The sequence below is a fragment of the bacterium genome, from assembly GCA_020444325.1.
GTDB lineage: Bacteria > Bacteroidota > Ignavibacteria > SZUA-365 > SZUA-365 > BM516.
Map to the genome: position 1 here is coordinate 1 of JAHLLD010000020.1, position 21,483 is coordinate 21,483.

22 protein-coding genes are annotated in these 21,483 nt (G+C 56.6%); 3 read left to right on the plus strand and 19 right to left on the minus strand.

The window, feature by feature from the left end; all coding sequences use genetic code 11:
- On the plus strand, positions 1 to 368 hold a 368-nt coding region (locus KQI65_17640; GenBank protein MCB2206569.1), incomplete at its 5' end, for a hypothetical protein.
- 74 nt (positions 369 to 442) lie between these two features.
- Here the strand turns inward: KQI65_17640 and pepF are convergent.
- The 17 genes from pepF to rsxC form a co-directional block, all read right to left on the minus strand.
- Positions 443 to 2,251, minus strand: coding sequence for an oligoendopeptidase F (gene pepF, locus KQI65_17645; protein ID MCB2206570.1), 1,809 nt, complete (start codon positions 2,249 to 2,251; stop codon positions 443 to 445).
- Positions 2,252 to 2,316: 65 nt separating this feature from the next.
- Positions 2,317 to 3,264 (minus strand): tetratricopeptide repeat protein, encoded by a 948-nt coding sequence (locus KQI65_17650; protein MCB2206571.1) that lies wholly within the window; start codon positions 3,262 to 3,264, stop codon positions 2,317 to 2,319.
- Positions 3,265 to 3,274: 10 nt separating this feature from the next.
- Complete coding sequence (locus KQI65_17655; GenBank protein MCB2206572.1) at positions 3,275 to 4,054, minus strand: geranylgeranylglyceryl/heptaprenylglyceryl phosphate synthase; 780 nt, start codon at positions 4,052 to 4,054, stop codon at positions 3,275 to 3,277.
- On the minus strand, positions 4,051 to 6,645 hold the full coding sequence (alaS, locus tag KQI65_17660) for an alanine--tRNA ligase (protein ID MCB2206573.1): 2,595 nt from the start codon (positions 6,643 to 6,645) through the stop codon (positions 4,051 to 4,053). Before alaS ends, KQI65_17655 begins: the two co-directional genes overlap by 4 nt.
- Before the next feature lie 36 nt (positions 6,646 to 6,681).
- Entirely contained in the window at positions 6,682 to 6,984 is a 303-nt protein-coding gene (locus KQI65_17665) for an ATP-dependent Clp protease adaptor ClpS (protein ID MCB2206574.1), read from the minus strand.
- A gap of 59 nt (positions 6,985 to 7,043) precedes the next feature.
- On the minus strand, positions 7,044 to 7,532 hold the full coding sequence (locus KQI65_17670) for a hypothetical protein (protein MCB2206575.1): 489 nt from the start codon (positions 7,530 to 7,532) through the stop codon (positions 7,044 to 7,046).
- The gene (locus KQI65_17675; GenBank protein MCB2206576.1) at positions 7,529 to 8,794 is read right to left on the minus strand and encodes a hypothetical protein; all 1,266 of its coding nucleotides are present in this window, start codon (positions 8,792 to 8,794) and stop codon (positions 7,529 to 7,531) included. The genes KQI65_17670 and KQI65_17675 overlap by 4 nt, the downstream gene beginning before the upstream one ends.
- A 9-nt stretch (positions 8,795 to 8,803) precedes the next feature.
- Positions 8,804 to 9,115, minus strand: coding sequence for a DUF493 domain-containing protein (locus KQI65_17680; GenBank protein MCB2206577.1), 312 nt, complete (start codon positions 9,113 to 9,115; stop codon positions 8,804 to 8,806).
- Positions 9,116 to 9,137: 22 nt separating this feature from the next.
- Entirely contained in the window at positions 9,138 to 9,608 is a 471-nt protein-coding gene (locus tag KQI65_17685; protein MCB2206578.1) for a SoxR reducing system RseC family protein, read from the minus strand.
- Positions 9,609 to 9,621: 13 nt separating this feature from the next.
- Positions 9,622 to 10,488, minus strand: a complete 867-nt coding sequence (locus KQI65_17690; protein ID MCB2206579.1) for an RnfABCDGE type electron transport complex subunit B — start codon at positions 10,486 to 10,488, stop codon at positions 9,622 to 9,624.
- Positions 10,489 to 10,494: 6 nt separating this feature from the next.
- Complete coding sequence (locus KQI65_17695) at positions 10,495 to 11,490, minus strand: FAD:protein FMN transferase (protein ID MCB2206580.1); 996 nt, start codon at positions 11,488 to 11,490, stop codon at positions 10,495 to 10,497.
- Between the two features lie 3 nt (positions 11,491 to 11,493).
- Positions 11,494 to 12,240 (minus strand): NusG domain II-containing protein, encoded by a 747-nt coding sequence (locus tag KQI65_17700; protein ID MCB2206581.1) that lies wholly within the window; start codon positions 12,238 to 12,240, stop codon positions 11,494 to 11,496.
- A gap of 31 nt (positions 12,241 to 12,271) precedes the next feature.
- Entirely contained in the window at positions 12,272 to 12,850 is a 579-nt protein-coding gene (gene rsxA, locus KQI65_17705; protein MCB2206582.1) for an electron transport complex subunit RsxA, read from the minus strand.
- A gap of 3 nt (positions 12,851 to 12,853) precedes the next feature.
- Positions 12,854 to 13,534, minus strand: coding sequence for an electron transport complex subunit E (locus KQI65_17710; GenBank protein MCB2206583.1), 681 nt, complete (start codon positions 13,532 to 13,534; stop codon positions 12,854 to 12,856).
- Positions 13,531 to 14,097 (minus strand): FMN-binding protein, encoded by a 567-nt coding sequence (locus tag KQI65_17715; protein ID MCB2206584.1) that lies wholly within the window; start codon positions 14,095 to 14,097, stop codon positions 13,531 to 13,533. The genes KQI65_17710 and KQI65_17715 overlap by 4 nt, the downstream gene beginning before the upstream one ends.
- Positions 14,094 to 15,068 carry an RnfABCDGE type electron transport complex subunit D gene (locus KQI65_17720; GenBank protein MCB2206585.1) on the minus strand — a complete coding sequence of 325 codons (975 nt, stop codon included), beginning with the start codon at positions 15,066 to 15,068 and terminating at the stop codon, positions 14,094 to 14,096. Before KQI65_17720 ends, KQI65_17715 begins: the two co-directional genes overlap by 4 nt.
- Positions 15,069 to 15,119: 51 nt before the next feature.
- Positions 15,120 to 16,466 (minus strand): electron transport complex subunit RsxC, encoded by a 1,347-nt coding sequence (gene rsxC, locus KQI65_17725; protein ID MCB2206586.1) that lies wholly within the window; start codon positions 16,464 to 16,466, stop codon positions 15,120 to 15,122.
- A gap of 363 nt (positions 16,467 to 16,829) precedes the next feature.
- Here rsxC and lysC point away from each other — a divergent pair, with 363 nt between their 5' ends.
- Together lysC and lysA are read left to right on the plus strand one after the other, a co-directional pair.
- The gene (gene lysC / locus KQI65_17730) at positions 16,830 to 18,212 is read left to right on the plus strand and encodes a lysine-sensitive aspartokinase 3 (protein ID MCB2206587.1); all 1,383 of its coding nucleotides are present in this window, start codon (positions 16,830 to 16,832) and stop codon (positions 18,210 to 18,212) included.
- Positions 18,213 to 18,274: 62 nt separating this feature from the next.
- On the plus strand, positions 18,275 to 19,570 hold the full coding sequence (lysA, locus tag KQI65_17735) for a diaminopimelate decarboxylase (GenBank protein MCB2206588.1): 1,296 nt from the start codon (positions 18,275 to 18,277) through the stop codon (positions 19,568 to 19,570).
- Here lysA and KQI65_17740 read toward each other — a convergent pair.
- Positions 19,542 to 20,303 (minus strand): hypothetical protein, encoded by a 762-nt coding sequence (locus KQI65_17740; GenBank protein ID MCB2206589.1) that lies wholly within the window; start codon positions 20,301 to 20,303, stop codon positions 19,542 to 19,544. The genes lysA and KQI65_17740 overlap by 29 nt on opposite strands.
- Complete coding sequence (locus tag KQI65_17745) at positions 20,300 to 21,424, minus strand: hypothetical protein (protein MCB2206590.1); 1,125 nt, start codon at positions 21,422 to 21,424, stop codon at positions 20,300 to 20,302. Before KQI65_17745 ends, KQI65_17740 begins: the two co-directional genes overlap by 4 nt.
- Positions 21,425 to 21,483 lie beyond the last annotated feature (59 nt).

A 21,483-nucleotide genomic window follows, 5' to 3' on the forward strand; every position in this document is an offset into this window, starting at 1 on the left:
ATGAGACCCCGGCTGCCGATGAGACCCCGGCTGCCGATGAGACCCCGGCTGCCGAAGAAACAAAGCCTGCAGAGGAAGCGCCAGCCGCTGAAGAAGCGAAGCCTGCAGAGGAAGCGCCAGCCGCCGAAGAAGCGAAGCCTGCAGAGGAAGCGCCAGCCGCTGAAGAGGCAAAGCCTGCAGAGGAGACTCCTGCTGCTGAAGAAGCGAAACCCGCTGAGGAAGCTCCTGCTGTTGAAGAAGCAAAACCCGCTGAGGAAGCTCCGGCTGTTGAAGAAGCAAAACCCGCCGAAGAAGCGAAGCCGGAAGGTGATGAGACACCCTCAGCCGAGGGATCAGAGGACAAACCGGAAACTCCTCCCACCGCCTGACATTTCCGCACAGTGATAAAATCAGCAAAGCCCCTCAACGAGGGGCTTTTGCTTTGGGACGATGGGGTAAAAAATCAGATGAGTTCCTCGACCTGATCGAGCAGGGTATTCATCAATGCCGCTGTCGCTGCAATGGGTTCAGGTTTTGTCATATCAACACCGGCACTACGAAGCAGCTCGATTGAGTACCGTGCGCTCCCTGACTTCAGGAAACCAAGGTAGCGATCAAGCGCCCCGGATACGCCGTTGATAATATTGCGGGACAGGGCGGTAGCTGCCGAGAGTCCCGTCGCATACTGGAATACATAGAAGCTGCGATAGAAATGCGGGATACGTGACCAGTTCATCGCGTAGAGATCATCCATCGCAAAATCCGGTCCCAGATACTTTTGATACAATTCCCCCATTTTCCCACTCAGCACATCGACTGTCAGCGGTGTGCCGTTTTCCGCAGCGTGATGAATGTGCTGTTCGAATTCCGCGAACAGGGCCTGGTTGTATACGGTACCGCGGATACTGTCGATCTGGTGGAAAAGCAGATGTCTCCGCAGCTCGTCATTTTCCTGGGTCTTCAGCATATGGTCGACGAGAAGCATTTCGTTTGTCGTCGAGGCTACCTCTGCGCAGAAGATGGTGTATCCGCCGTACACCGGTGGTTGATTTTTCCAGGTGTACCACGAGTGCATTGCATGTCCCATCTCATGAGCCAGGGTGAACACATCTTTCAGCGTGTTGCTGTAATTGAGGAGCACGAAGGGATGCGCCCCGTACGTCCACGCCGAGTAGGCTCCTGACGTTTTCCCCTGGTTTTCATACACATCGATCCAACCGCCGTCGAGCGCATTCCCGAGATCCCGGGCGTAGGCGGGACCCAGCACTGACATGGCCTCGCGGACATGCTGCACCGCCTCATCATATGGAAAATGGAAGTTCGCCTCCGATGCGAGTGGAACGTAAAGGTCCCAGGGACGCACGGCATCGAGCTTCAACAAACGCTTCCGCAATGCGATGGAACGGTGCAGCGGCTCGAGATTGTCGTTGATGGTCCGCACGACATTGTCATACACGGTCTCGGGAATATTGTCTTCATACAGTGCCATATGCCGGGTACTGTCATAGTCTCGCGCGCGGGAAAGAAAAATTTCTTTCTTCACCTGTCCCCCGAGCGTGGAAGCAAGAGTATTCTTCCACTGCGCATAACTGCCGTACATCGCCCGAAAGGCATCCTCCCGCACACGGCGGTCGCGGGACTCCTGAAGCTGGATGTATCGTCCTTTTGTCACCTCGACGTCGCTGCCGTCCTCACCGCGTATGCTGCCGAAGCGGATATCCGCATCGTTGAACATGCCGAAAACATTCGACGGCACCGCCATCGCCTCCATGGAGAGCGCCAGCAGATGTTCTTCGGAAGGACTCAGGGTGTGCTTTTTCATGCGGAGGATTTCATCGAGATGATGCGCGTACACCTTGAGCCCGTCCGTTTCGTCGACGAACTGACGCACGCGCTCTTCCGGTATCGCGAGTATTTCAGGCAGCACCCAGGCGGTTGCGGCTCCGATACGCGCATGCTGCGACATCACCCGGTCCATCATCCCCTGGTATGTGGTATCAGCAGTGTTCTCGTCATAGCGCCGGAATGCGTAATTCCCCAGGCGTCCGGCAATCACGTTGAGATCGTCAGCGAAATGCAGCCAGCTCAGGAGCTTCTGTCCTGAATCCCCCAGCGAATCGCGATAGCGGGCAATTTCCCCTGTCATGCGCTCAACAGCGTTGAAATCCTCCTCCCAGTCACTGTCAGAAGCGTAGATGTCTTCGAGCTTCCATATATACTGCGGATCAATCTCCTCCCGTTTCGGGAGTGTGCCTTTTGGCGTTGCTTGCATACTGTATCCGTACTGATGATGTAGTCGATTGTTGAGAAGCACACCGGGCGGATGCGAGCCAAAATTCAGAGCTTTTTCAGCATCTGACGCGCAAGTACCGCCTGATCGCTCTTCGGAAATTCTTTGAGCAGGCGCTCACAATCGCTCCTGGCGACATCGGTCCTGCCCAGTTCAATGGCTGTCCGTGCACGCGCCGACAACGCCTGCGCTGTTTTGTCGCTGTTCCTGTAGCCGAGTACAGTGGAGAACAGATCAAAGGCTTCGCTGAGCTGCTTCTGGCTCCGGGCCGTTTCCCCGAGCCAGTATACACAATTGTCCGTCATTTCATTGCCGCGGGACGTCTGCAGGAGTCCTGCAAATGCCCGACGTGCAGCATCAAACTGGCCGGCGTTAAACGCACTCAGACCCGCCTGATACTCGCGGAGAAAGGGAAGTTCCGGATGCACATCAGCACGATAGTCAGGTGCGCCGGATGGCTGTGCGCGACGGGATGTCGGTGGAGTAGATTCGGTGCTCCCGGACTGTGCTGTGGACGGAATATTGCTTCCCTGATTGTTGGCAACAGCTGCGTCCCGGCCGGACACCGGGCGCTGCTTTCCGGCTGTCGCCTGTGCCTGGGGGCTGCCTGATGAGAGCTGGGTAGACGCATCGGATCCCTGCTGATACTGCAGCTCCGCAACGCGTGCCGCGAGCTGCCGGTTGCGATTGTCGAGCTGCAGGTTTTCACTCTCAATGGCGGAAAGGCGTTCATGCGCGAGATCGGTTTGCGTACCACATTCCGCAAGTGCGATTTCCAGCGAATCGATTCGCGACTTGAGTGCGATATTTTCGTCCTCGAGTTCGATTAAAGGACCACAGGCTGGAAAAAACAGCAGCACCAGCGGCAGAATATGCAGAAACTGCATAATGTTTCGCGTGGGAATATGCAGAAACTGCATAATGCAGCGAGAAAAATTATGCAGAGACTGCATAATTGCAGTGCGTTCACCGGTTGAGATCGTGCTGCGCTTCATGCCTGCTCCTTCAGATATCGGTGATAGACAGTGCGCGTCCGTTATGTACAGCCTGCGCAAACGCTTCGAGTTGTGCGCGATTTCCATCGTCTTCAAAGTGGTTACCCACAATGACAATGGATGCACCCGCTGCGGCTTTCTCGGCAGCCTGATCCGGACTGCGGATTCCCCCGCCTACGATGATGGGGATATTCAAGAGTGCCCGCAGCATCCGAATCATGTCGGCCGGAACACTCTGCGGAGCGCCGCTCCCTGCTTCGAGATAGACCATTTTCATGCCGAGCATCTCGGCAGCGAGTGCATGCGCCGCAGCGAGTTCCGGTTTCTCACGGGGCAGTGGTTTGGAATAACTCATGTATTCGGTCGATGTCACGGCACTTGAGGACACGATCATGTATCCTGTGGAAATAGCCTCGAGATCGAGCTCGTGCACCATGGGGGCTGCGAGTACATGCTGCCCGATAAGCTGCTCCGGGTTGCGTCCGCTGATAATGGAGAGAAACAGTATGGCGTCGGCCTCACCTGAAATCTGGTGAACGCCTCCCGGAAAAATGATGACGGGTTTCTGCGCAGCAATCTTCATCGCGCGTATGCAGTCTTCAAACTGCGGGAGCAGCGCCAGCGAACCACCGATCAGAAATCCGTCGACCCCCGCCTTCTCCGCGTCCGCAACAAAGCCAGGGAGCTGCGAGGGATCGCTTTTGTCAGGATCGACGAGGAGAAAAAGCAGGGGCGTCTCTCGTTCATGCGCTTCGCGCAGACTGTCGTATACCGCGTGTGGTCTGCTCATCCCTCCGCTGCCTCCCTGATGGACGCCGTGGCCGCGGCGAGCACGGCATCGAGTCCGTCCGTGTCTTTCGCCCCGGCTGTTGCCATGTGGGGTCGCCCACCACCACCACCGCCAAGTTTTTTCGCAATGCCGCCGACGAGGTTGCCCGCCTTGATGCCGGACTTCACCAGGTCATCGGTCACGACACAGACCAGCAGCACTTTTCCGTCGATTACGGAAGCGAGGAGTCCGATACCGGACTTCAATTTCTCACGCAGGGTATCACCGAGGGCTTTGAGCTGATCGGCGTCTCCGACATCCAGACGTGCCACGGCGATGCGGCTGTCATTCCACGGCTCGGCCTTCGCGATGATGTCGTCGATCTGACCGGCACCCTGCTCCACGGTGGCACGTGAGAGCTCTTTTTCCAGCCGGCGGATTTCCTCGTGCAGTTCCTCTTCCCGCTTTTTCTCCTTTGCAATGTCCTGTTCGAGCGTGGAAATAAACTTTCTCACCCCGCGGCCGGTCACCGCTTCGATACGCCGTGTTCCGCTGGCCACAGAGCCTTCGGAAGTAATCTTGAAGAGTCCAATCTCCGCAGTATTGCGCACATGCGTGCCGCCACAGAATTCCATGGAGAAATCCGCGATCTGCAGCACGTTCACACGATCACCGTATTTGTCACCGAAAAACATCAGCGCGCCCATGGTCCTGGCATCATCGAACGGTACGTCCCTGTGCTGCTGCACGGGAATGCCTTCGAGAATTTTCTCGTTGACCAGTGCTTCGATTTCCTGCAGCTGCTCGTTACCCACTTTCTCGAAATGGGAAAAATCGAAGCGCAGGCGCTCGGGCTCCACAAGCGATCCTGCCTGTTGAACATGCGTTCCCAGCACACCTCGCAGTGCGGCATGCAGCAAATGCGTCGCCGTGTGGTTGCGCATCGTATCACGGCGGGCCCTGCCTTTCACTTCCGCACGAAGTGTATCTCCAAGCTGGGGTGCGAAATCCTTTGCCTGGTCAACCACGTGGACGGTCTGACCATCAAGTTTTAACAGGCCCTGCACAGCGGCCGTACTGTTCTTCCAATGCAGCACACCTTCATCGCTCACCTGGCCACCGGACTCCACGTAAAACGGGGTGCGTTCCAGAAGCAGATACAGCAGCCCGTCTTTTTCATAGCGGCCGAGCAGGCGGCTCTCCGTTTCGAGACTGTCGTAGCCGGTGAAGGTCGATATGGCCTCAGCACCGTCGAGCGTTTCCAGAGTTATGGTGGGCTGATCTCCAGCCGTGGGATGCGCAACGTTTTTCTTCGTCACCGCACGCGAACGCTCCTTCTGCTCCTGCAGCCGGCGTTCGAACTCGTCACTGTCAATTCCCAGCCCGCGTTCCTCCGCGAGAAGGTTGGTAAGATCGATGGGGAACCCGAAGGTGTCATACAGGCGAAATACCTCTTCGCCCGCGATACACGCGTCACCGGCATCTTTGGTACGGGATACGATATCCTCGAAAATCTCAAGTCCCCGGTCGAGGGTCGCATTAAAGCTCTCCTCTTCTGCACGAATTACTTTCTCAATCACCTCGCGGTTGTCCACGATTTCCGGAAACACTTCACCCATGGTCTTGCCGAGCGTTTCAACGACGCGCCAGAGATACGGCTCACGCATCCCGAGTTTGCGGCCGAAACGCGCGGCCCGCCGGAGAATGCGCCGCAGCACGTATCCCCTGCCTTCGGGACCCGGCATGGCACCGTCAGCGATCGAGAACGTGAGCATGCGCACATGATCGGCGATGACACGCATGGCGATCCGTTCTTCGTCACCCTCATAGGGCTTCCCGGTGACCTCTGCTATGCGCTGGATGACAGGCATGAACACATCGGTGTCATAGTTCGATTTCTTCCCCTGCAGCACGGCACAGATGCGCTCGAATCCCATTCCCGTATCGACATGCGTCGTGGGAAGGGGGTGCAGGTTTCCTTCCTCGTCACGATTGTACTGGATGAACACCAGGTTCCAGATTTCCATGACTTCCGGAGAATCGGCATTGACGAGACTCCCGCCGTTCCCATCATCGGTGAGGTCAATATGAATTTCCGAGCAGGGACCACAGGGCCCCGTATCCCCCATTTCCCAGAAATTGTCTTTCTCGTCGAAGCGATGGACGTGAGAGGGATCGATATCGGTCAGTTCCGTCCACAGCGTAAACGCTTCGTCATCATCCCGGAAGACCGTCGCGTGCAAACGTTCCTTCGGCAGTTTCCAGACACCCGTTAAAAGCTCCCATGCCCAGCTGATGGCTTCGCGCTTGTAATAATCCCCGAAGCTCCAGTTGCCAAGCATCTCGAAGAAGGTATGGTGATAGGTGTCGCGACCGACCTCTTCGAGATCGTTGTGCTTGCCGGAAACGCGAATGCACTTCTGTGTATCGGCGGCACGGCTGTATTCCCTGCTGCCGATGCCGAGAAAAACATCCTTGAACTGATTCATCCCGGCATTGGTGAAGAGCAGGGTCGGATCGTCATGAGGCACCACCGGGGCGCTTTGAACAATGCGATGCTGTTTGCCACGAAAAAAATCCAGAAAACTCTGGCGGATTTCTGTTGAAGTCATATAGGTGAGAACCGCTGTCGTGTTGTGTTGTGGGGGTTACATTTCAATCTGCGTATGGAGGGCGATCTCCTCGAGAATAGCACTCACGCGCAGACATTTGTTCATCTCGCCTGTGAATACACAGGCCTTGCCTTTCGTGTGCACTTCCCAGGCGAGTGCTTCTCCCTTTTCACGTGTGCACTGTATCGCTTTCTGCAGCTGCGAGATGACATCTTCAAATGTATGCACCTCGTCGTTGAACAGAATCACGCGGGATGGGGTATCCGTTTCCGTTCCGTCAGTTACCTGCTCTTCGATATCGGGCAGTTCAAAAGGCGTTTGTTGAAAAGTATAGTTCATGTCACATGAAAAATAACAAATGCAGGGTCAATATCGAAGAATACCCCGAAATGACACATCTACTCCCAGGAGGGCCGATCGAACTGGTAGGGATCCGTCCACGAGCTGATATACCCGGCGCTGCTGGAACGTATCTGATAATGCGTCGCGAGGGAATCGATGACCACGACAAAACTGCTGTCTGCCTGAGGATCCGCAAACGCGGTTGCCGTGGCGTCGCTGTCACCGGATAAACGTCCATATGCGGAAGATGGGATATAGCGTCCGGGATCACGCTGCATGTAGTGGCGCAGGGAATCGGCATCCGGCGGATATACACCGAAATGAGAGCGATGGTCCTGCAGGGCGCGCTGCAGGCGTTTCATGCGCTGCCTGGCGAGCCAGACATCCTGCTCCAGACGGCGTTCACTCCCAGGGAACACCAGCGGTAGAGCTGCACTCGCAAAGCCGAGCAGGAGCATCACGCCGAGCAGCAGCATGCGCGTCCGGATTGGAGCATCTCCTTGATACGTTCCTGGCTTCCCCGAATCTGTGCGGTGTTTGATCATGACGGTATCCCTGTCGAATCCATTTGCTCACGTATCAGCACAGCCAGCAGCAACACGAGCAGGTACGGGACGATGGCGATACTGAAGCACCAGGCGATTGGCCAGCCACTCCAGAACACAACTGCGGCGCGAGTGAGAGGTGAAGGGAATCTTACGGTACGTTGGAAGAGAACTTCCCATCCTGCAAGAAAGATGGTGAGGAAAAGACCGAACCCGACGAATCCGAGATGCACCACGAGCGCCAGCGGTGTGTTATCGATGAGCACAGGCAGCTGCGTGGCCTGTGATCCATGCTGCGTCACAGCCAGGCCGAACAGCCACGCAGCGGCGCCCCCGTCGGCAAGCGCCTGAAGGTGAAATTGCCAGTTCTGAAAACGCTGCAGCAGCGAAGCATGCGATAGCAGGCCGGGAGCGCTGCTGCCGAACTGCAGTGGAAGCAACAGAACTGCAAGCGCGAGGAGCAGGGATGCCGCAGGAATCAGGTAGCGGAATGAGCGCAGTTGCCTCCAGAGCAGCAAGACGAGTACGCTCCAAACGGTCAGCAGGTACACCTGTCGCGTCATGGTGACAATGACCGCTGCGGCGGCAAACACCAGCCCTGCAGCAATCAGCACACGGTGTTGCCCTTCCATGCGCAACTGTGCGAGCATAATAAGCAGCGCGAAAAGCATGAACATCCCGAACATGGAGGGCGACGAAAACAGGGAAAACGCACGCAGGGAATCATAGAACATCCAGCTGTGCACGACGTAGCTCGCATTCACGGATGCGGTACCGGTGAACGGCTGACCCACAACAACCTGCAGTAAGCCGAAAGCCGCCAGCATTATGACGACAGAGGCAGTGACGGGAATAAAGCGCTTACCACTCAGAATACCGGGGAGCAGAGCCGCAAGCATAACAGCGGGAAGATATCCGTAGTAAGCGTTCATGTCCGCAAGGACATGAGTGAGATTGAACTGTCCGCCCCACATGGCGACGAGGAGCCGCAGTGTTGCATAGATGAGGAAGACAAGCGTCGAAGATACAAGAATGTACTTCGCATTCAGATGCTCAGGATCGGCGTCCACATGCGCACGGTAAGCGAAGGCAAGAATGAGGAGAAGCGCAGCTTTGACAATGACGCCCGACGCAAACACACGTCCATCGAGCAGGGTCATCTGCAATGTTGGAAGAATCCCGTCTACAATTCCCAGTAACAGAAGCAGCCAGAGAGCTGCCTGCACGAATCCCTTCACCTCTGTTTTTACACTCTGTGGCATGAAGCCCCGTTACAGCAGGACCAGAACACCGTCCACCCTGCCGATCGCTTCCTTACGAAAAAGCGCGGTCTCCGCACTTTCGACATACAGTTCAATTCGGTATGACGTGAAGTTCTTTTTCTTCGAAGGCACCTGGTTGATGCTGAACGACATCTCGCCCTGGAGTTCTTCTATGGCCGTATGCAGCGTTGCGTAGAACTCCAGGTCACTCCGCGCGATGACAGTGATGGGGAATGTCCCGGGAAACACGTAATTGTCCCGGAGAACCGCGAGAAGTTCCTCACGTTTGAGTGGACGATTGGGAAATGCGTTTGTATCCATATTGACGATGTTTCTGACATGACTAGTTCGAGAGCATGGCATCGTCCGCCAGTTCCGCACCCTTGACATGGACGATGCTGGGCATCAGCTTCCCCGAACGCATGCCGCTTCCGGCAACGAAGAACAGGAGGTAGTAGAGAGCGGTCGCGGACAATCCGAGCATGAATGACCAGAGTTCACGCGGCATGACGCCCGGATCGTATACGTACATACCGAAGAGGACACCGGAAAGAATCAGCACGAGCGGGATACCGTAGAGGTACGCGGCGACCTTGAACATGATTTCACCACGTATGACAAAACGCACGGTATCACCTGCATGCGCACCAAACGGATCGCGCACGGTAACCGTATTTTCACTTCCCTCAGAGGCGGAGCAGAACATCTTCGCGCCACATTCGTGGCAGCTGTCGCTGTTCATCACCATGACCGTCGCGGTGCCGTCAGCACTTCTGACGACGATGCCCTCTTCATACAGATCTTCGCCTTTCATCGCGCGCGTCCGCTCAGTTGCTCTGTTCCGGGGTAACCTCTGCTGCAGAGACAGCTTCTTCCTCGAGGTGCTGTTTGTAGGCATCCTTGAGAAAACAGATGGCGCTGTTCTTGCACTTGTCGAAGGGAATTTTCTCCGGATCAAACTTGTCCCAGTCGATCACGGCAAGACCATCTTCCATGATCACGCCGCCATCGGATTTGCGGGCGCAGATGCCGCAACCCGTGCAGGCGACATCGCAGACTTCCTTCGCGGTCTTTGGATCGTCGTGGCTCTTGCAGAAAACGAACACCTCGCGATCGGCAGGATGCAGTTCGATGATGTCGCGGGGACATGCGGTAACGCACATGCCACAACCGGTGCAGAGATCATCGATCACTTCGGGGAGCCCGTTGTCATTGAGATGGATGGCGTTGAAGGTACAGGCGTCGACACAGTCTCCGCCTCCCATGCAGCCGTACTGACAGAGCTTCGATCCACCGCTGACGAGATGCATGGTGGCGCAGCTCTGGGGTCCGCGGTACTCAACCATTTTATGTGCCGCTTCGATATTGCCACCCCGGCAGAGGACGCGCGCCACGATTTTCGTCGCAGTCCCGGCTTCGACACCGAGAATGCCCGCGATATCATTGACGGTATCCTGTCCGCCTACGGGACATCCATTGATGGCGATGTTGCCGTCCACCACATTCACGGCGAAATCATAACAGCCTGCCTTCCCGCAGGCGCCGCAATTGGCACCGGGAAGTACTTCGTTGATCTGCCCGATCTTGGGGTTTTCCTCGACACGCAGCTTTTTATCTGCAATTGCCAGCGCACCGGCAAACACGAAACCGAGTCCGCCCATTGTAGCGATCGCTATGAGAACATTGATATCCATCAGGTATTACCTCGTTCGATATCCGGCGAAACCGGGCGTGGTGTGTTCCTCGCCCTTTTCGTCGATGATAAGTGCTTCAATATCTTGATATTGTGTAAGAAATTCCATGCCATCTTCAGGCCCCATGACGAACACGGCCGTCGCAAGGGCATCAGCCGTCACATCGTCATCCGCGATGACCGTGACCGACTGGCAGCCACGTGCGGGACGACCGGTGGAGGGGTCGAAAATATGATGGTAGCGCATGTTGCCAACTTCGAAATACTGTTCGTAGTCACCGGAAGTCGCAACTGCCTTGCCATGCAGTTCGATGACGGCCACCAGTTCGGATGGTGACCGAGGATGCTGAACGCCAATGCTCCACTCACCACCGCTGCTGCGCACCTCCCCGCCCGCATTCACCAGTGCATCACCGGCGCCATGTTCGCGCAATACCGCGACCGCACGGTCAACGGCATATCCTTTGGCGATGGCGCCGAAATTGATTCGGCTTGCAGCGGCTTTGCGAACGCGATCCGCATCCAGGAGATGGACATGCTGCCAGCCGCTTTCCTTCAACGCTCGGGCGAGTAGGCTGTCAACCGGCACCGCCGGCGTATCGCCATCAAAACCCCATGCTTCGATAAGCGGTTCGACGGCGATGTCAAACGCCCCATGGCTTGCGCGGGTCAGTGAATCACAGCGTCGGAGCAGCGCGAACACCTCGTCCGGAACGCGGACGAGAGTGTCGCTGCTGTGGTTGAGCTTCCACACCGGTCCGCTTTCCTTGTACGTGCTGAACAGTGTGTCAACACGTCGCACTTCAGCGAACACGGCATCCATGATATGCCAGGCCTCGGCCCGTTCCATACCCCGAATCTGCACTTCGATCAGCGTTCCAAGGGCCACCTGCGTACGCACCAGCGGTGCATCCTTTTTGCTGAACTGCAATGCGATATAGAATCCCATTACGAACAGCGCAAGGATGAACATCGTCAGTCCGAGTGGTGACCGCTTGCTCATCGATCAGGCAGCCTCGATACGGAGCAGGACACGGTTGGGGGCGCAGGCGATAACTTCACCCGGACGCGAGATCGATCCTGCCTTGCGGCAGAGCTCGTGCCGGCAACTTGCACTGTGTACGTGCGCATGGCCATCGCGCAGCGTCACACCGGTGCGTCCCTGGGGACCACTGACGCTGAAGCTGCTGTTGCCCTTGCCAAGAGGTATACGTTCTGCAATGCCACCGGCATTTTCCACCACCAGCACGCTTCCGGTCGAGAGCAGTGACGCCAGCGGCGCCTCCTCGACGTATTCCGCACTGATCATGTACTCGGCTTCCGCATGCTGCAGACGACCGCGCAGAGAATGCAATGCCATGCTGAAATCCCCGGCAGGATCGTAAATGCGCTTGCGATCATCGCTTACGAGGATGTCTCCAGCAGTCGTTGATCCGAGGCGCTGCAGGCGCACATGGACGCGGCCGCGGCCACTGAACGGGACGGAACTGAAGGTCCCGGGTTTCAGGGCCCTCGCAATAACGCCATGCCAGCGACGGTCGGCATGAATCACCGGGGTCGCTGCGCCCTGCGGCAGTTCTGCACGGAACATCGCGAGCATATCAGCAACTGCACGGTCATCGTCCGGAACGAAAGCGTGCATCGCGAAGCGACGCCCTTTCCCGGACGAAAGGACATGCCCCGTCCCGAAGCCCGCGCCGACAGCGCCGACGGCGAGGCCGGACAGTTTCAAAAAAGATCGACGTGAAATCATTGTATTACTCCTGTGGTATTCTATCTATGCCTTAGACCGAAATCATGCCTGCGAAGCCCATGAATGCGAGGGCCAGCAGTCCCGCCACGATCAGGGTGATGGGAGCGCCCTGGAAGGCGCGAGGCACGTTTGCCAGCTCGAGTTCTTCACGAATGCCGGCCATGACACTGATGGCAAGCGTGAAACCCGCACCCGCGCCGACACCGTAGAAAATCGCCTGCACGAAACTGTAATCCTTGAGCACGATAAAAAGTGCCAGACCGAGGATTGCGCAGTTCGTGGTGATCAGGGGCAGAAAGATGCCGAGGGCACGGTACAGCGGCTGACTCACCTTTTTGATGAACATCTCGACGAACTGCACCAGTGAGGCGATCACGAGAATGAAGGAAACATACTCGAGATAAACGACATCGTACGGAACGAGGATGAGATGGTAAATCAACCATGTCACGATTGCGGTCAGCACCATGACGAAGGTCGTCGCGAGTCCCATCGGGAAGGCCGAAGACAGTTTGTTCGACACCCCGATGAAGGGACAGATGCCGAGGAAGTACGCGAGTACAAAGTTATTGACAATTGCCGCGGAAAGGAAAATAAGAATCAGTTCCATGTCTTATGCCTCCTGTCCGTATTCGAGTGACATTTTCGGCTCCTGCAGATGCCTTGCTGCGATTTCTTTTTCCTCACGTGTTTTTCTGCGCAGCACCATGAAGTTGAGAAAGCCCATCATCAATCCGAGCGAGAGGAAGGCTCCCGCAGGGAGGATCATGACCAACCACGGTTCGAAAGCGTCAGGCATGACCTGCATGCCGAGCAGCGTACGGGAACCGAGGATTTCACGGATACCGCCGAGCGACGCCAGGGCGATGAGAAAGCCTGTCCCCATTCCGAGGGCGTCGAGTACCGCACGCACCGGAGTGTTTTTTGCGGCGAACGCTTCCTGGCGGCCCAGGATAACGCAGTTGACAACGATGAGTGGAATGTACGGACCCAGCGCCTTGCTGAGTTCCGGGAATTGTGCACGCATCACGAGATCAACGATGGTCACGAAGGTCGCGATGATGACGATATACGATGCGATGCGCACCTGTGTCGGAATCAGCTTTCGAATCAGGGAAATTATGAGGCTGGAGAAGGTGAGTACGAATGTGGTCGCCAGGGCCATTGCGATACCGTTCATCGCCGATACCGTGACGGCCAGGGTGGGACACATACCCAGCACCTGCTTGAACACCGGGTTCTGATCCCAGAGTCCTTTCGTGTATTCGCTGAAAAGAGTTACCTGTTTTTTCACTGCGCACCTCCTGCCTGCATATCCTTGCGGAGTGTCAGCAGTCCGTCATTGACGATGGCCACGACGGCTTTCGATGAAATCGTCGCACCCGTAATGGTTTGAATTTCATTTTCCTTCGTCGGCGGAACACCTTTGACCCAGTCGACCTGAGGCTCCGCATGAAGATTCTCGAACTGCTTGCGATAGGGATCCTCGGTCACCTTGGTGCCGAGTCCGGGCGTCTCCACCTGCTCGAGCACTTCAATGGCGGTGATGGTCGTCATATCCGACGTCACACCGATCATCATGCGAATCTTGCCCTGGAAGCCGTTGCCTTCCCAGGGGAGTGCGTATCCGAGATCGTTGCCCGTGGCATCGAGTACGCGGTAACATTCGTACGGAAGGGCATCGACTTTTTCGTACGACTTTGCTTCCGTCTGCACCTGGAAAATGGCACGTTCCGTGTCCGCTTTTTTATTCGCCGCGATCAGGGGATCGGCCCAGCTACTGAGCATGGCGAGTCCGCCACCCGATACGACGCCAATGATGGAAAGCGTGACAAGCATTCCTACGATTGTTTTCATGACTTCACCTCCCCGAAAATACGCGGACGCGTGTAACGGTTGATCAGCGGCACAAAGGCGTTCATGAAGAGAATCGAGTACATGACTCCTTCAGGGAGACCGCCAAACACGCGGATCAGCACGAGCACGAGTGAAATACAGATGCCGTAGATCCACATACCCAGGTTCGTGATGGGGGAAGACACATAATCGGTAGCCATGAACACGGCGCCGAACAGGAAGCTGCCCGCGAAGATGTGGAACAGCGGGGTCGGATAGCTCGAATCGATCAGCCACAGTCCACCGCCGAACACGATGACTCCGACGAGCATCGCTGCGGGAATGCGCCAGTTGGCGACGCCTGTTACGATCAGGAACACACCGCCGATGAGTACCGCAATGGCGGATGTCTCACCGAGCGAACCTCCGACGTTGCCGTACATCATCGAGGACAAGCCAGTGACGACCCCGTCAAATTTCAGCGCTGCCAGCGGTGTCGCTTTTGAAACGGTGTCGACAGCAAAGTTCGGTATCGTCCATGTCGTGATGGCAACCGGGAAAGCCGCCTGGAGAAAGGCACGGCCCACGAGTGCAGGATTGAAAATGTTATAGCCGAGTCCACCGAAGAGCATTTTCCCGACACCGATGGCGAAGATGGCGCCCAGTGCGGTGAAAACGAGGGAAAAATGCGGCGGTAGAATAAGTCCCAGCAGGAGTCCGGTGATGACCGCGCTGCCGTCGCTGACGGCGATGGGTTTTTTCATCAGGTACTGTATCAACGCCTCGGTACCGACGGCGAACCCGACGGCGATGGCGATGACCAGCAGCTGCGCAAACCCGAAAAAGAGCACGGCCGAAATCACGCTCGGAAGCAGCGCGAGAACGACAAACCACATGATTTGTTTGGTCGTCCAGCGCGATTGCAGGTGAGGCGAAGTCGAGAGCAGCAGCTCTCGCTCATTTGGTGCCTCGGTCACTGTTACGCTTGACATAGGTGCTGTGTACTTTTATAGTGGTGAAATCTTGATAGAGCTGTAAATCGATCAGGCTGCGTCAGCTTTGCGGCTGCGCTGCATGGTGATGACACGCTGCTTGCCCAGGCGCAGCCACTGAACCAGCGGAATGTTCGCCGGACAGGTGAATGCGCAGCTGCCACATTCCATGCACACGGTGATACCATACTCTTCCGCTTCCTCGAGCCGGTTGAGTTCAGCCAGTCGTGCAAGGCGCGTGGGCAGCAGGTGCAGGGGACATGCGTCAACGCATTTTCCGCAGCGCAGGCAGTTTGTTTCTTCTCTTGCGCGCACTTCCTCCTTCGTGAGCACGACGATGCCCGAGGTCGCCTTCATGACCGGCGCTTCGAGATTGTACTGCGCCACACCCATCATGGGACCACCGACGATGACTTTGCCGGCATCCTCCGTGAGTCCGCCACAGAATTCGATCACGTCCTTGATCGGTGTACCGACCGGGACGATCAGGTTCTTCGGCGTACGAATGCCGCGCCCCGTTACCGTGAGCGCTGCGGTGACAGAGGGCTCACCTTTTGTTACGGCGTCGTGCACAGCAACCGCGGTGCCGATATTCTGAATGACGACACCCACATCGAGCGGCAGCTTGCCCGGAGGAACTTCCCGCCCGTTCACCGCCTTGATCAGCATCTTCTCCGCACCCTGCGGATATTTGGTCTGCAGTGCGCATACCTCGAGTCCGTCAAATCCCTGCACGGCCTTCTGCATGGATGCGATGGCATCCGGCTTGTTGTTCTCGATACCAATGATGCCTTTTTGCACCCCGAGTGCGCGCATGATCAGGCGCAGACCTGAGACGATGGCGTCGGGACGTTCGAGCATGAAGCGATCGTCACGTGTCAGGTACGGTTCGCATTCACAGCCGTTGATAATGACGGACTCGAGTTCGCGTCCTTCGGGAGGATTGAGTTTGACAAAGGTCGGAAACGCGGCACCACCCTGTCCGACAATACCGGCCTCCTTGACCCGCGCCCGAATCTCGTCTGGCGTCGCGGTCTCTGCATCGAGCGGCGGCATGGTGACATCGGCCGGGGCCTCTTCATCTTCCTTGAGCTTCGCCGGGATGATGACCAGGGCTTCCTTCATATAGCCGTTGCTGTTGTTCTCACGGCCTATGCTCTTGACGGTACCCATGATCGGTGCGTGTACCGGAGCGGAGATGAAGCCATCAGCTTCCGCAACCACCTGTCCACGCGCTACCGTGGCACGCTTGTCCACCAGCGGTTTCGCCTGCTTGCCGAGATGCTGCGACAACGGCAGAATCACAGAAGCAGGCAGTGGCATGACCTCGAAAGCACAATGCTCGCTGAGCTCTTTTTCTTCGGGAGGATGTACTCCTCCGGGAAAAGTCTTGAACATCTTCATGCATTACAAAAGTGTTGAAATCGTTTCGGCAGGGAGGGTTCGGCAGGAACAAATAGCGGACATGAAACCTCGCATGCACAGTATATCGCTACAAAAATCACAAATTCCACCCTCTTATCAAAACAACATTATCCGAAATCCGGCTGCCGTGTTCGTAATCGGGAAAACCAGGACAGCGGAACTTCCGACCTGTTTCCCTTCTGATATGATAAAGTATTAAAATTATGGAACATAGACAAAGGCGCTCCCCATGCTTTCAGCGCCTGAGACGAAATGGTCCGCCAACCCGGCCTGTTTTCAATGTCTGGCAAGGTGTGGCGGGCATTCGGAATTCATATTTCCTAAGTATATTACGGAATGATTGTGATGAAGCTGGGCGGAACGTCTCTGGAAGATGCGTCCGCCATGAAGAAGGCATGCGAGATCGTTCGGGCCCGCATCAAACAGAAACCGGTGGTCGTACTTTCCGCTGTCGCGGGAGTGACCAATGCACTGATCCGCTGCGCAGAGCTTGCAGCCGATGGGAAACGCGCGGAAGCCGAAGCCGTTGTGCGCGACCGTGTGATCGAGCGGCAGTATTCCATCATCGCCAACCTGATTGAGGGACTGCAGGAGCAGGATATGCTGATCCGGCAGTTCAAGGCGTTTGACGAGGAAATTCGGAATCTGATTTACGGTATCTCCATCACGGGCGACCTCTCCCCTCGCGTCCTCGATTTCGTCATGTCCTACGGCGAACGGATGAGTACCGCGATCATGACCGAGGCGCTGCGCGAGGCACGTGTGCGAGCCGAACTGTTGGATTCCCGCCAGTGTATTGTCACGAACAGCGCCTTCGGAAAAGCGGAACCGCTGTTCGACCTCACGGAAGCTGCATGCGAGCGCGTTATTCGTCCGCGGCTCGACAAGAATATCGTCCCCGTGCTCCAGGGTTTTCTTGGCGCGAACGCGCAGGGCGTCACCACGACGCTGGGACGCGGGGGATCGGATTTCTCTGCTGCCATTATCGGAACCGTCATGCACGCAGATGATATTGAGATCTGGACCGACGTCGATGGCATGCTGACAGCGGATCCGAATATCGTGCCATCCGCACTGCGCATTCGGGAAATGTCTTTCCGCGAAGCTTCGGAGCTGGCCTACTTCGGGGCGAAAGTCCTGCACCCGAGCACACTGCTGCCCGCAATCGAGAAGGACATTCCGGTACACATCCTCAACTCCCGCCGACCCCAGGTGCGTGGGACGCTGATCAAGGCCAGACCGGATCCGGCCAATGTTCCGGTCAAATCGATATCCTACAAGCGCGGGATCACCATCCTGAACATTTCATCAACGCGGATGCTGGGTTCTTATGGTTTCATGAAGAAGATATTCGACATCTTCAACGAGTACCAGACCTCGGTCGATCTTGTCACAACCTCCGAAGTCAGCATCTCACTCAGTGTCGAGCACTCGCCAGAGCTTGACGCGCTGTGCGAAGAATTGCAGCGCTATGGTGAACTGACTGTGCTGCGGAACAAGGCGATCATCTGCGTGGTTGGTGAGAAGCTCAAATCCGAAATCGGTACGCCGGCGCGCATCTTCTCGCGCCTTCGAGATATCCCGGTCGAAATGATCAGTCACGGTGCATCGGAAATCAACCTCACCTTCGTGATCGACGACGACCGCGTCCCCGAAGCGATCAGCGAGCTTCATGATGAATTTTTTTCCACGGTGACGGAAACCGGCATTTTTGAATAGCGGCCTTCGCTTGCTATCTTTTGGCATTCCACGCTTCAGCCAACTGACAACACGGCGAACACATGATCGATGCCGACGGTTTTTCCTACCGGGAGGGTGAACTGCACTGTGGGGAAATCCCGCTTTCCCGGATTGCCTCCCGCGTGGGCACCCCGACCTACGTGTACAATCTCGACAGTATCATTTCCCGCTACAGGGCGCATGCATCCGCTTTTGGTGGACTACAGCATGAGGTGTGTTACGCGGTCAAAGCCAATCCCTCGCTGGCAATACTACAGGGACTGGCGGCAGAGGGCGCCGGTTTCGACGTCAATTCCCGCGGTGAACTGTATCGCGCATTGCGCGCCGGGGCGGATCCTTCGCGTATCACGATGACCGGCGTCGGGAAATCACAGGCTGATGTCTCCGATGCCATCGACGCAGGGATAGCACATTTCAACGTAGAATCGGCGAGCGAGTGTCGGCTCATCTCCGAGATTGCTCTGAAAAAAAACACTGTGGCCGATTGCCTTCTTCGCCTGAACCCGGATGTGGAGGCAGGCACACACCCGCATATTTCCACTGGCGAATCGTCACACAAATTCGGTCTGAGCGCCAGGGATATTCATTCCATCGCTGCACAGGCGTCCTGGCTTCCCGGGATACGCATTACCGGACTCTCCTTCCATCTCGGCTCACAGATATTTTCCCCGGAACCGTACAGGGAGGCACTGCTGCTGCTGATCACCACGCTCGATGAAATCGCGCCCATGCTGGAAATGCAGCGGCCCGTCATCGATCTCGGCGGTGGCTTCGGCGTCGCGTATAACGAGGAACAGCAATCTCTTGACCTCGCTGACATCGCTGCGATTCTGCAGAACCTGCTCGGTGAGCGCACAGATGCATTTCGTTTCATCACCGAACCCGGCCGTTCCCTGGTCGCGAATGCCGGCGTCCTCCTCGCGACAGTGGAACATGAAAAGCCGGGGAAGGACAGGATTTTCTGTATCCTGGATGCGGGAATGAATGACCTGCTCCGCCCGGCGTTGTACAGTGCACTCCACGATGTCCTCCCGCTCATGGAACCGGAGGGGGGACAGACGACGGTGTTTTACGATGTGGTGGGACCGGTGTGTGAGAGTTCTGATACGTTTGCACAGCGCTATCCCCTGCCGCAGCTGCGGCGTGGCGACCGTGTTGCGCTCCTGTCAGCCGGCGCGTATGGAGCAAGTATGAGCTCGGAATACAACTCCCGTCCCCTCGCTGCGGAAGTTGTCGTACACAATGGTTCGTGGTTGCTCGCCAGGGAACGTCAGCAGCTCGACGACATGCTGCGTGGTGAACATCTGCTCACAGCATCAGAAGAATCCCGAGACTGAACGTAAACCCGGCAACAGACCATGCCCCCTCCTGCTCCACATCTGTGAGAGGAAGGATGAAACTCGCTTCCGGATTCGCGTGGAACATCGGACTGATCGGGAAGAGAACGCCTGCCCCGAGGCGAAGGGAAAGAAAAGAAGATAACCCTTCAATTTCACTGTCAATCAGATCATGCGAACGGCCGCCGTCGATAAACTCGAGGTCCGCGGGCGAAACGATACGCTCTGTCTGCGTCTGATGCCGCGACATGAGCACGGTATAGGCGGGCCCGGCAATGACGTACATGCCGGGATCCACGATACGATACGCGAGCAGCAGCTCTGCGCTGAAGGTCTCCAGACTGATTTGCAGCGCCTCCTCGAGCGTCATGAGGGTCACACTGTTGTCGCTCGCAAGTACGGGATAGGAGTCCAGTTTTTCAGGGTAATCTGCATTCAACTGGTCGAAAGCGATACCGGGACGCAGAAATATCATACCATTCAGTGGGATCACACCACGCAGTCCCACCGCGCGCCCGATTCCGTTTCCCCCTGAAAACGTGCAGCAGTCATACCGTGCATCGCTGGTCGTAAAACTTCCCTGGTGCCAGGAGAAGACGGCTCCCCCGCTGATACCCAGCAGAAAAACCTCACGCGGCGTTTCCTCGAGATACTGCGCCTGCGCAGACGGGACCAGGAGAATAGCGAGAAGAAGCATTGCTGCGGGCACTCTCATTGCTGCGGGCACTCTCATTGCAGCACCACACTGCTTGTGGCGGATCCGCCCGAAGAGGTGAGGATACGGCAGAAATACCTCCCCCGCGGCATGCGCACAACGTCCACCGGCAACGCGTGGTCCCCCTCCGTGAGGACGCCGTCGTATATCGTGGCGACTTCATCCCCCAGCATGCTGTGCAGCGTCACGCGCACGTGCTGCTCACGCGGGAGCACGCAGTGAAGCATCATTGATGCGCTTGCGGGATTGGGGAAGCTTCCTATTTCCGGTTCAGAGAGAATGGCTGGATGATCGACGAGCCGGAATCGCTGATAACATATACTGTCTGCCTCGAACCTGCCCTTGAGAAAGGCGCCACCGAGGGGCACCCCGTCAGAAAATCGCACATGCGTCAGTGTAAGGTCACAGCCCATGGCATTACCCTGCAGCACGAGAAAAGTGGGACGAAACAGGATGCTGTCGGTTGCAGGATTGATCAGCGGGCTACTTCCGCTTATTTCAAATGTTGCAGTGACAGGATCGCGGGAGTAATCGCGGTTGACATGCACCTTGAGATCCGACATCCCCGAAACCACGGAGTTGTGAACAAAGTTCGGATCCGCCAGCGGATACAGCAGGGTCTTGTTGAATTGAATCGTGAAAGAGAGCTTCCGGATATCATGTCCTTCCGGAATATCATCGTAGATCCGAAGCGGAACAGAGAGAACGCTTCCGGGCTTTCCGCTTACCGTCACACCGATCCCGACCGACAGACTGTCCCACCCAAAGGCATACCCCGGAATGAGCAGCGAATCCTGGCCACCTCCTGTATCAAACAGGATATGAATCATGGAAGTATCCGCCCCGAGCCGCTTCATTTCGAAACAGATGGTGCTGACCAGCGTGTCACCCGGGAACAATGACCCATTCCAGATAGTGGTGGGAAACGGCTGCTTCGGATGCCAGATGTCCTGCACCTGGATTTGCGTATTCGCGCGATTGATGATTCTCAGCGTCTGACAGCGATCTCCCCCGTGACGGATATGTCCGAACTGCAGAACGGTGGGCTCCACGACCGGCTCCTGTGCGTGGACGGATACCGGCAGGAACAGGCAGGCAAGAAACAACACGCGCACTCTAGACACTGCGGCATGCGGCATGTGCACACCCCTCCTCATATCACTCCTGCATCTGACGTGGGACGACTTGTCGTGTTGCG

Coding starts and splice junctions, on each gene's coding strand:
- KQI65_17720 (MCB2206585.1), bottom strand. CDS start 15,068: ATGTCAAGCGTAACAGTGACCGAGGCACCAAATGAGCGAGAGCTGCTG.
- rsxA (MCB2206582.1), bottom strand. CDS start 12,850: ATGGAACTGATTCTTATTTTCCTTTCCGCGGCAATTGTCAATAACTTT.
- lysC (MCB2206587.1), top strand. CDS start 16,830: ATGATTGTGATGAAGCTGGGCGGAACGTCTCTGGAAGATGCGTCCGCC.
- pepF (MCB2206570.1), bottom strand. CDS start 2,251: ATGCAAGCAACGCCAAAAGGCACACTCCCGAAACGGGAGGAGATTGAT.
- KQI65_17740 (MCB2206589.1), bottom strand. CDS start 20,303: ATGAGAGTGCCCGCAGCAATGAGAGTGCCCGCAGCAATGCTTCTTCTC.
- KQI65_17665 (MCB2206574.1), bottom strand. CDS start 6,984: ATGAACTATACTTTTCAACAAACGCCTTTTGAACTGCCCGATATCGAA.
- KQI65_17745 (MCB2206590.1), bottom strand. CDS start 21,424: ATGCCGCATGCCGCAGTGTCTAGAGTGCGCGTGTTGTTTCTTGCCTGC.
- KQI65_17675 (MCB2206576.1), bottom strand. CDS start 8,794: ATGCCACAGAGTGTAAAAACAGAGGTGAAGGGATTCGTGCAGGCAGCT.
- KQI65_17685 (MCB2206578.1), bottom strand. CDS start 9,608: ATGAAAGGCGAAGATCTGTATGAAGAGGGCATCGTCGTCAGAAGTGCT.
- alaS (MCB2206573.1), bottom strand. CDS start 6,645: ATGACTTCAACAGAAATCCGCCAGAGTTTTCTGGATTTTTTTCGTGGC.
- KQI65_17670 (MCB2206575.1), bottom strand. CDS start 7,532: ATGATCAAACACCGCACAGATTCGGGGAAGCCAGGAACGTATCAAGGA.
- KQI65_17700 (MCB2206581.1), bottom strand. CDS start 12,240: ATGATTTCACGTCGATCTTTTTTGAAACTGTCCGGCCTCGCCGTCGGC.
- KQI65_17715 (MCB2206584.1), bottom strand. CDS start 14,097: ATGAAAACAATCGTAGGAATGCTTGTCACGCTTTCCATCATTGGCGTC.
- KQI65_17695 (MCB2206580.1), bottom strand. CDS start 11,490: ATGAGCAAGCGGTCACCACTCGGACTGACGATGTTCATCCTTGCGCTG.
- KQI65_17680 (MCB2206577.1), bottom strand. CDS start 9,115: ATGGATACAAACGCATTTCCCAATCGTCCACTCAAACGTGAGGAACTT.
- lysA (MCB2206588.1), top strand. CDS start 18,275: ATGATCGATGCCGACGGTTTTTCCTACCGGGAGGGTGAACTGCACTGT.
- rsxC (MCB2206586.1), bottom strand. CDS start 16,466: ATGTTCAAGACTTTTCCCGGAGGAGTACATCCTCCCGAAGAAAAAGAG.
- KQI65_17650 (MCB2206571.1), bottom strand. CDS start 3,264: ATGAAGCGCAGCACGATCTCAACCGGTGAACGCACTGCAATTATGCAG.
- KQI65_17655 (MCB2206572.1), bottom strand. CDS start 4,054: ATGAGCAGACCACACGCGGTATACGACAGTCTGCGCGAAGCGCATGAA.
- KQI65_17690 (MCB2206579.1), bottom strand. CDS start 10,488: ATGGATATCAATGTTCTCATAGCGATCGCTACAATGGGCGGACTCGGT.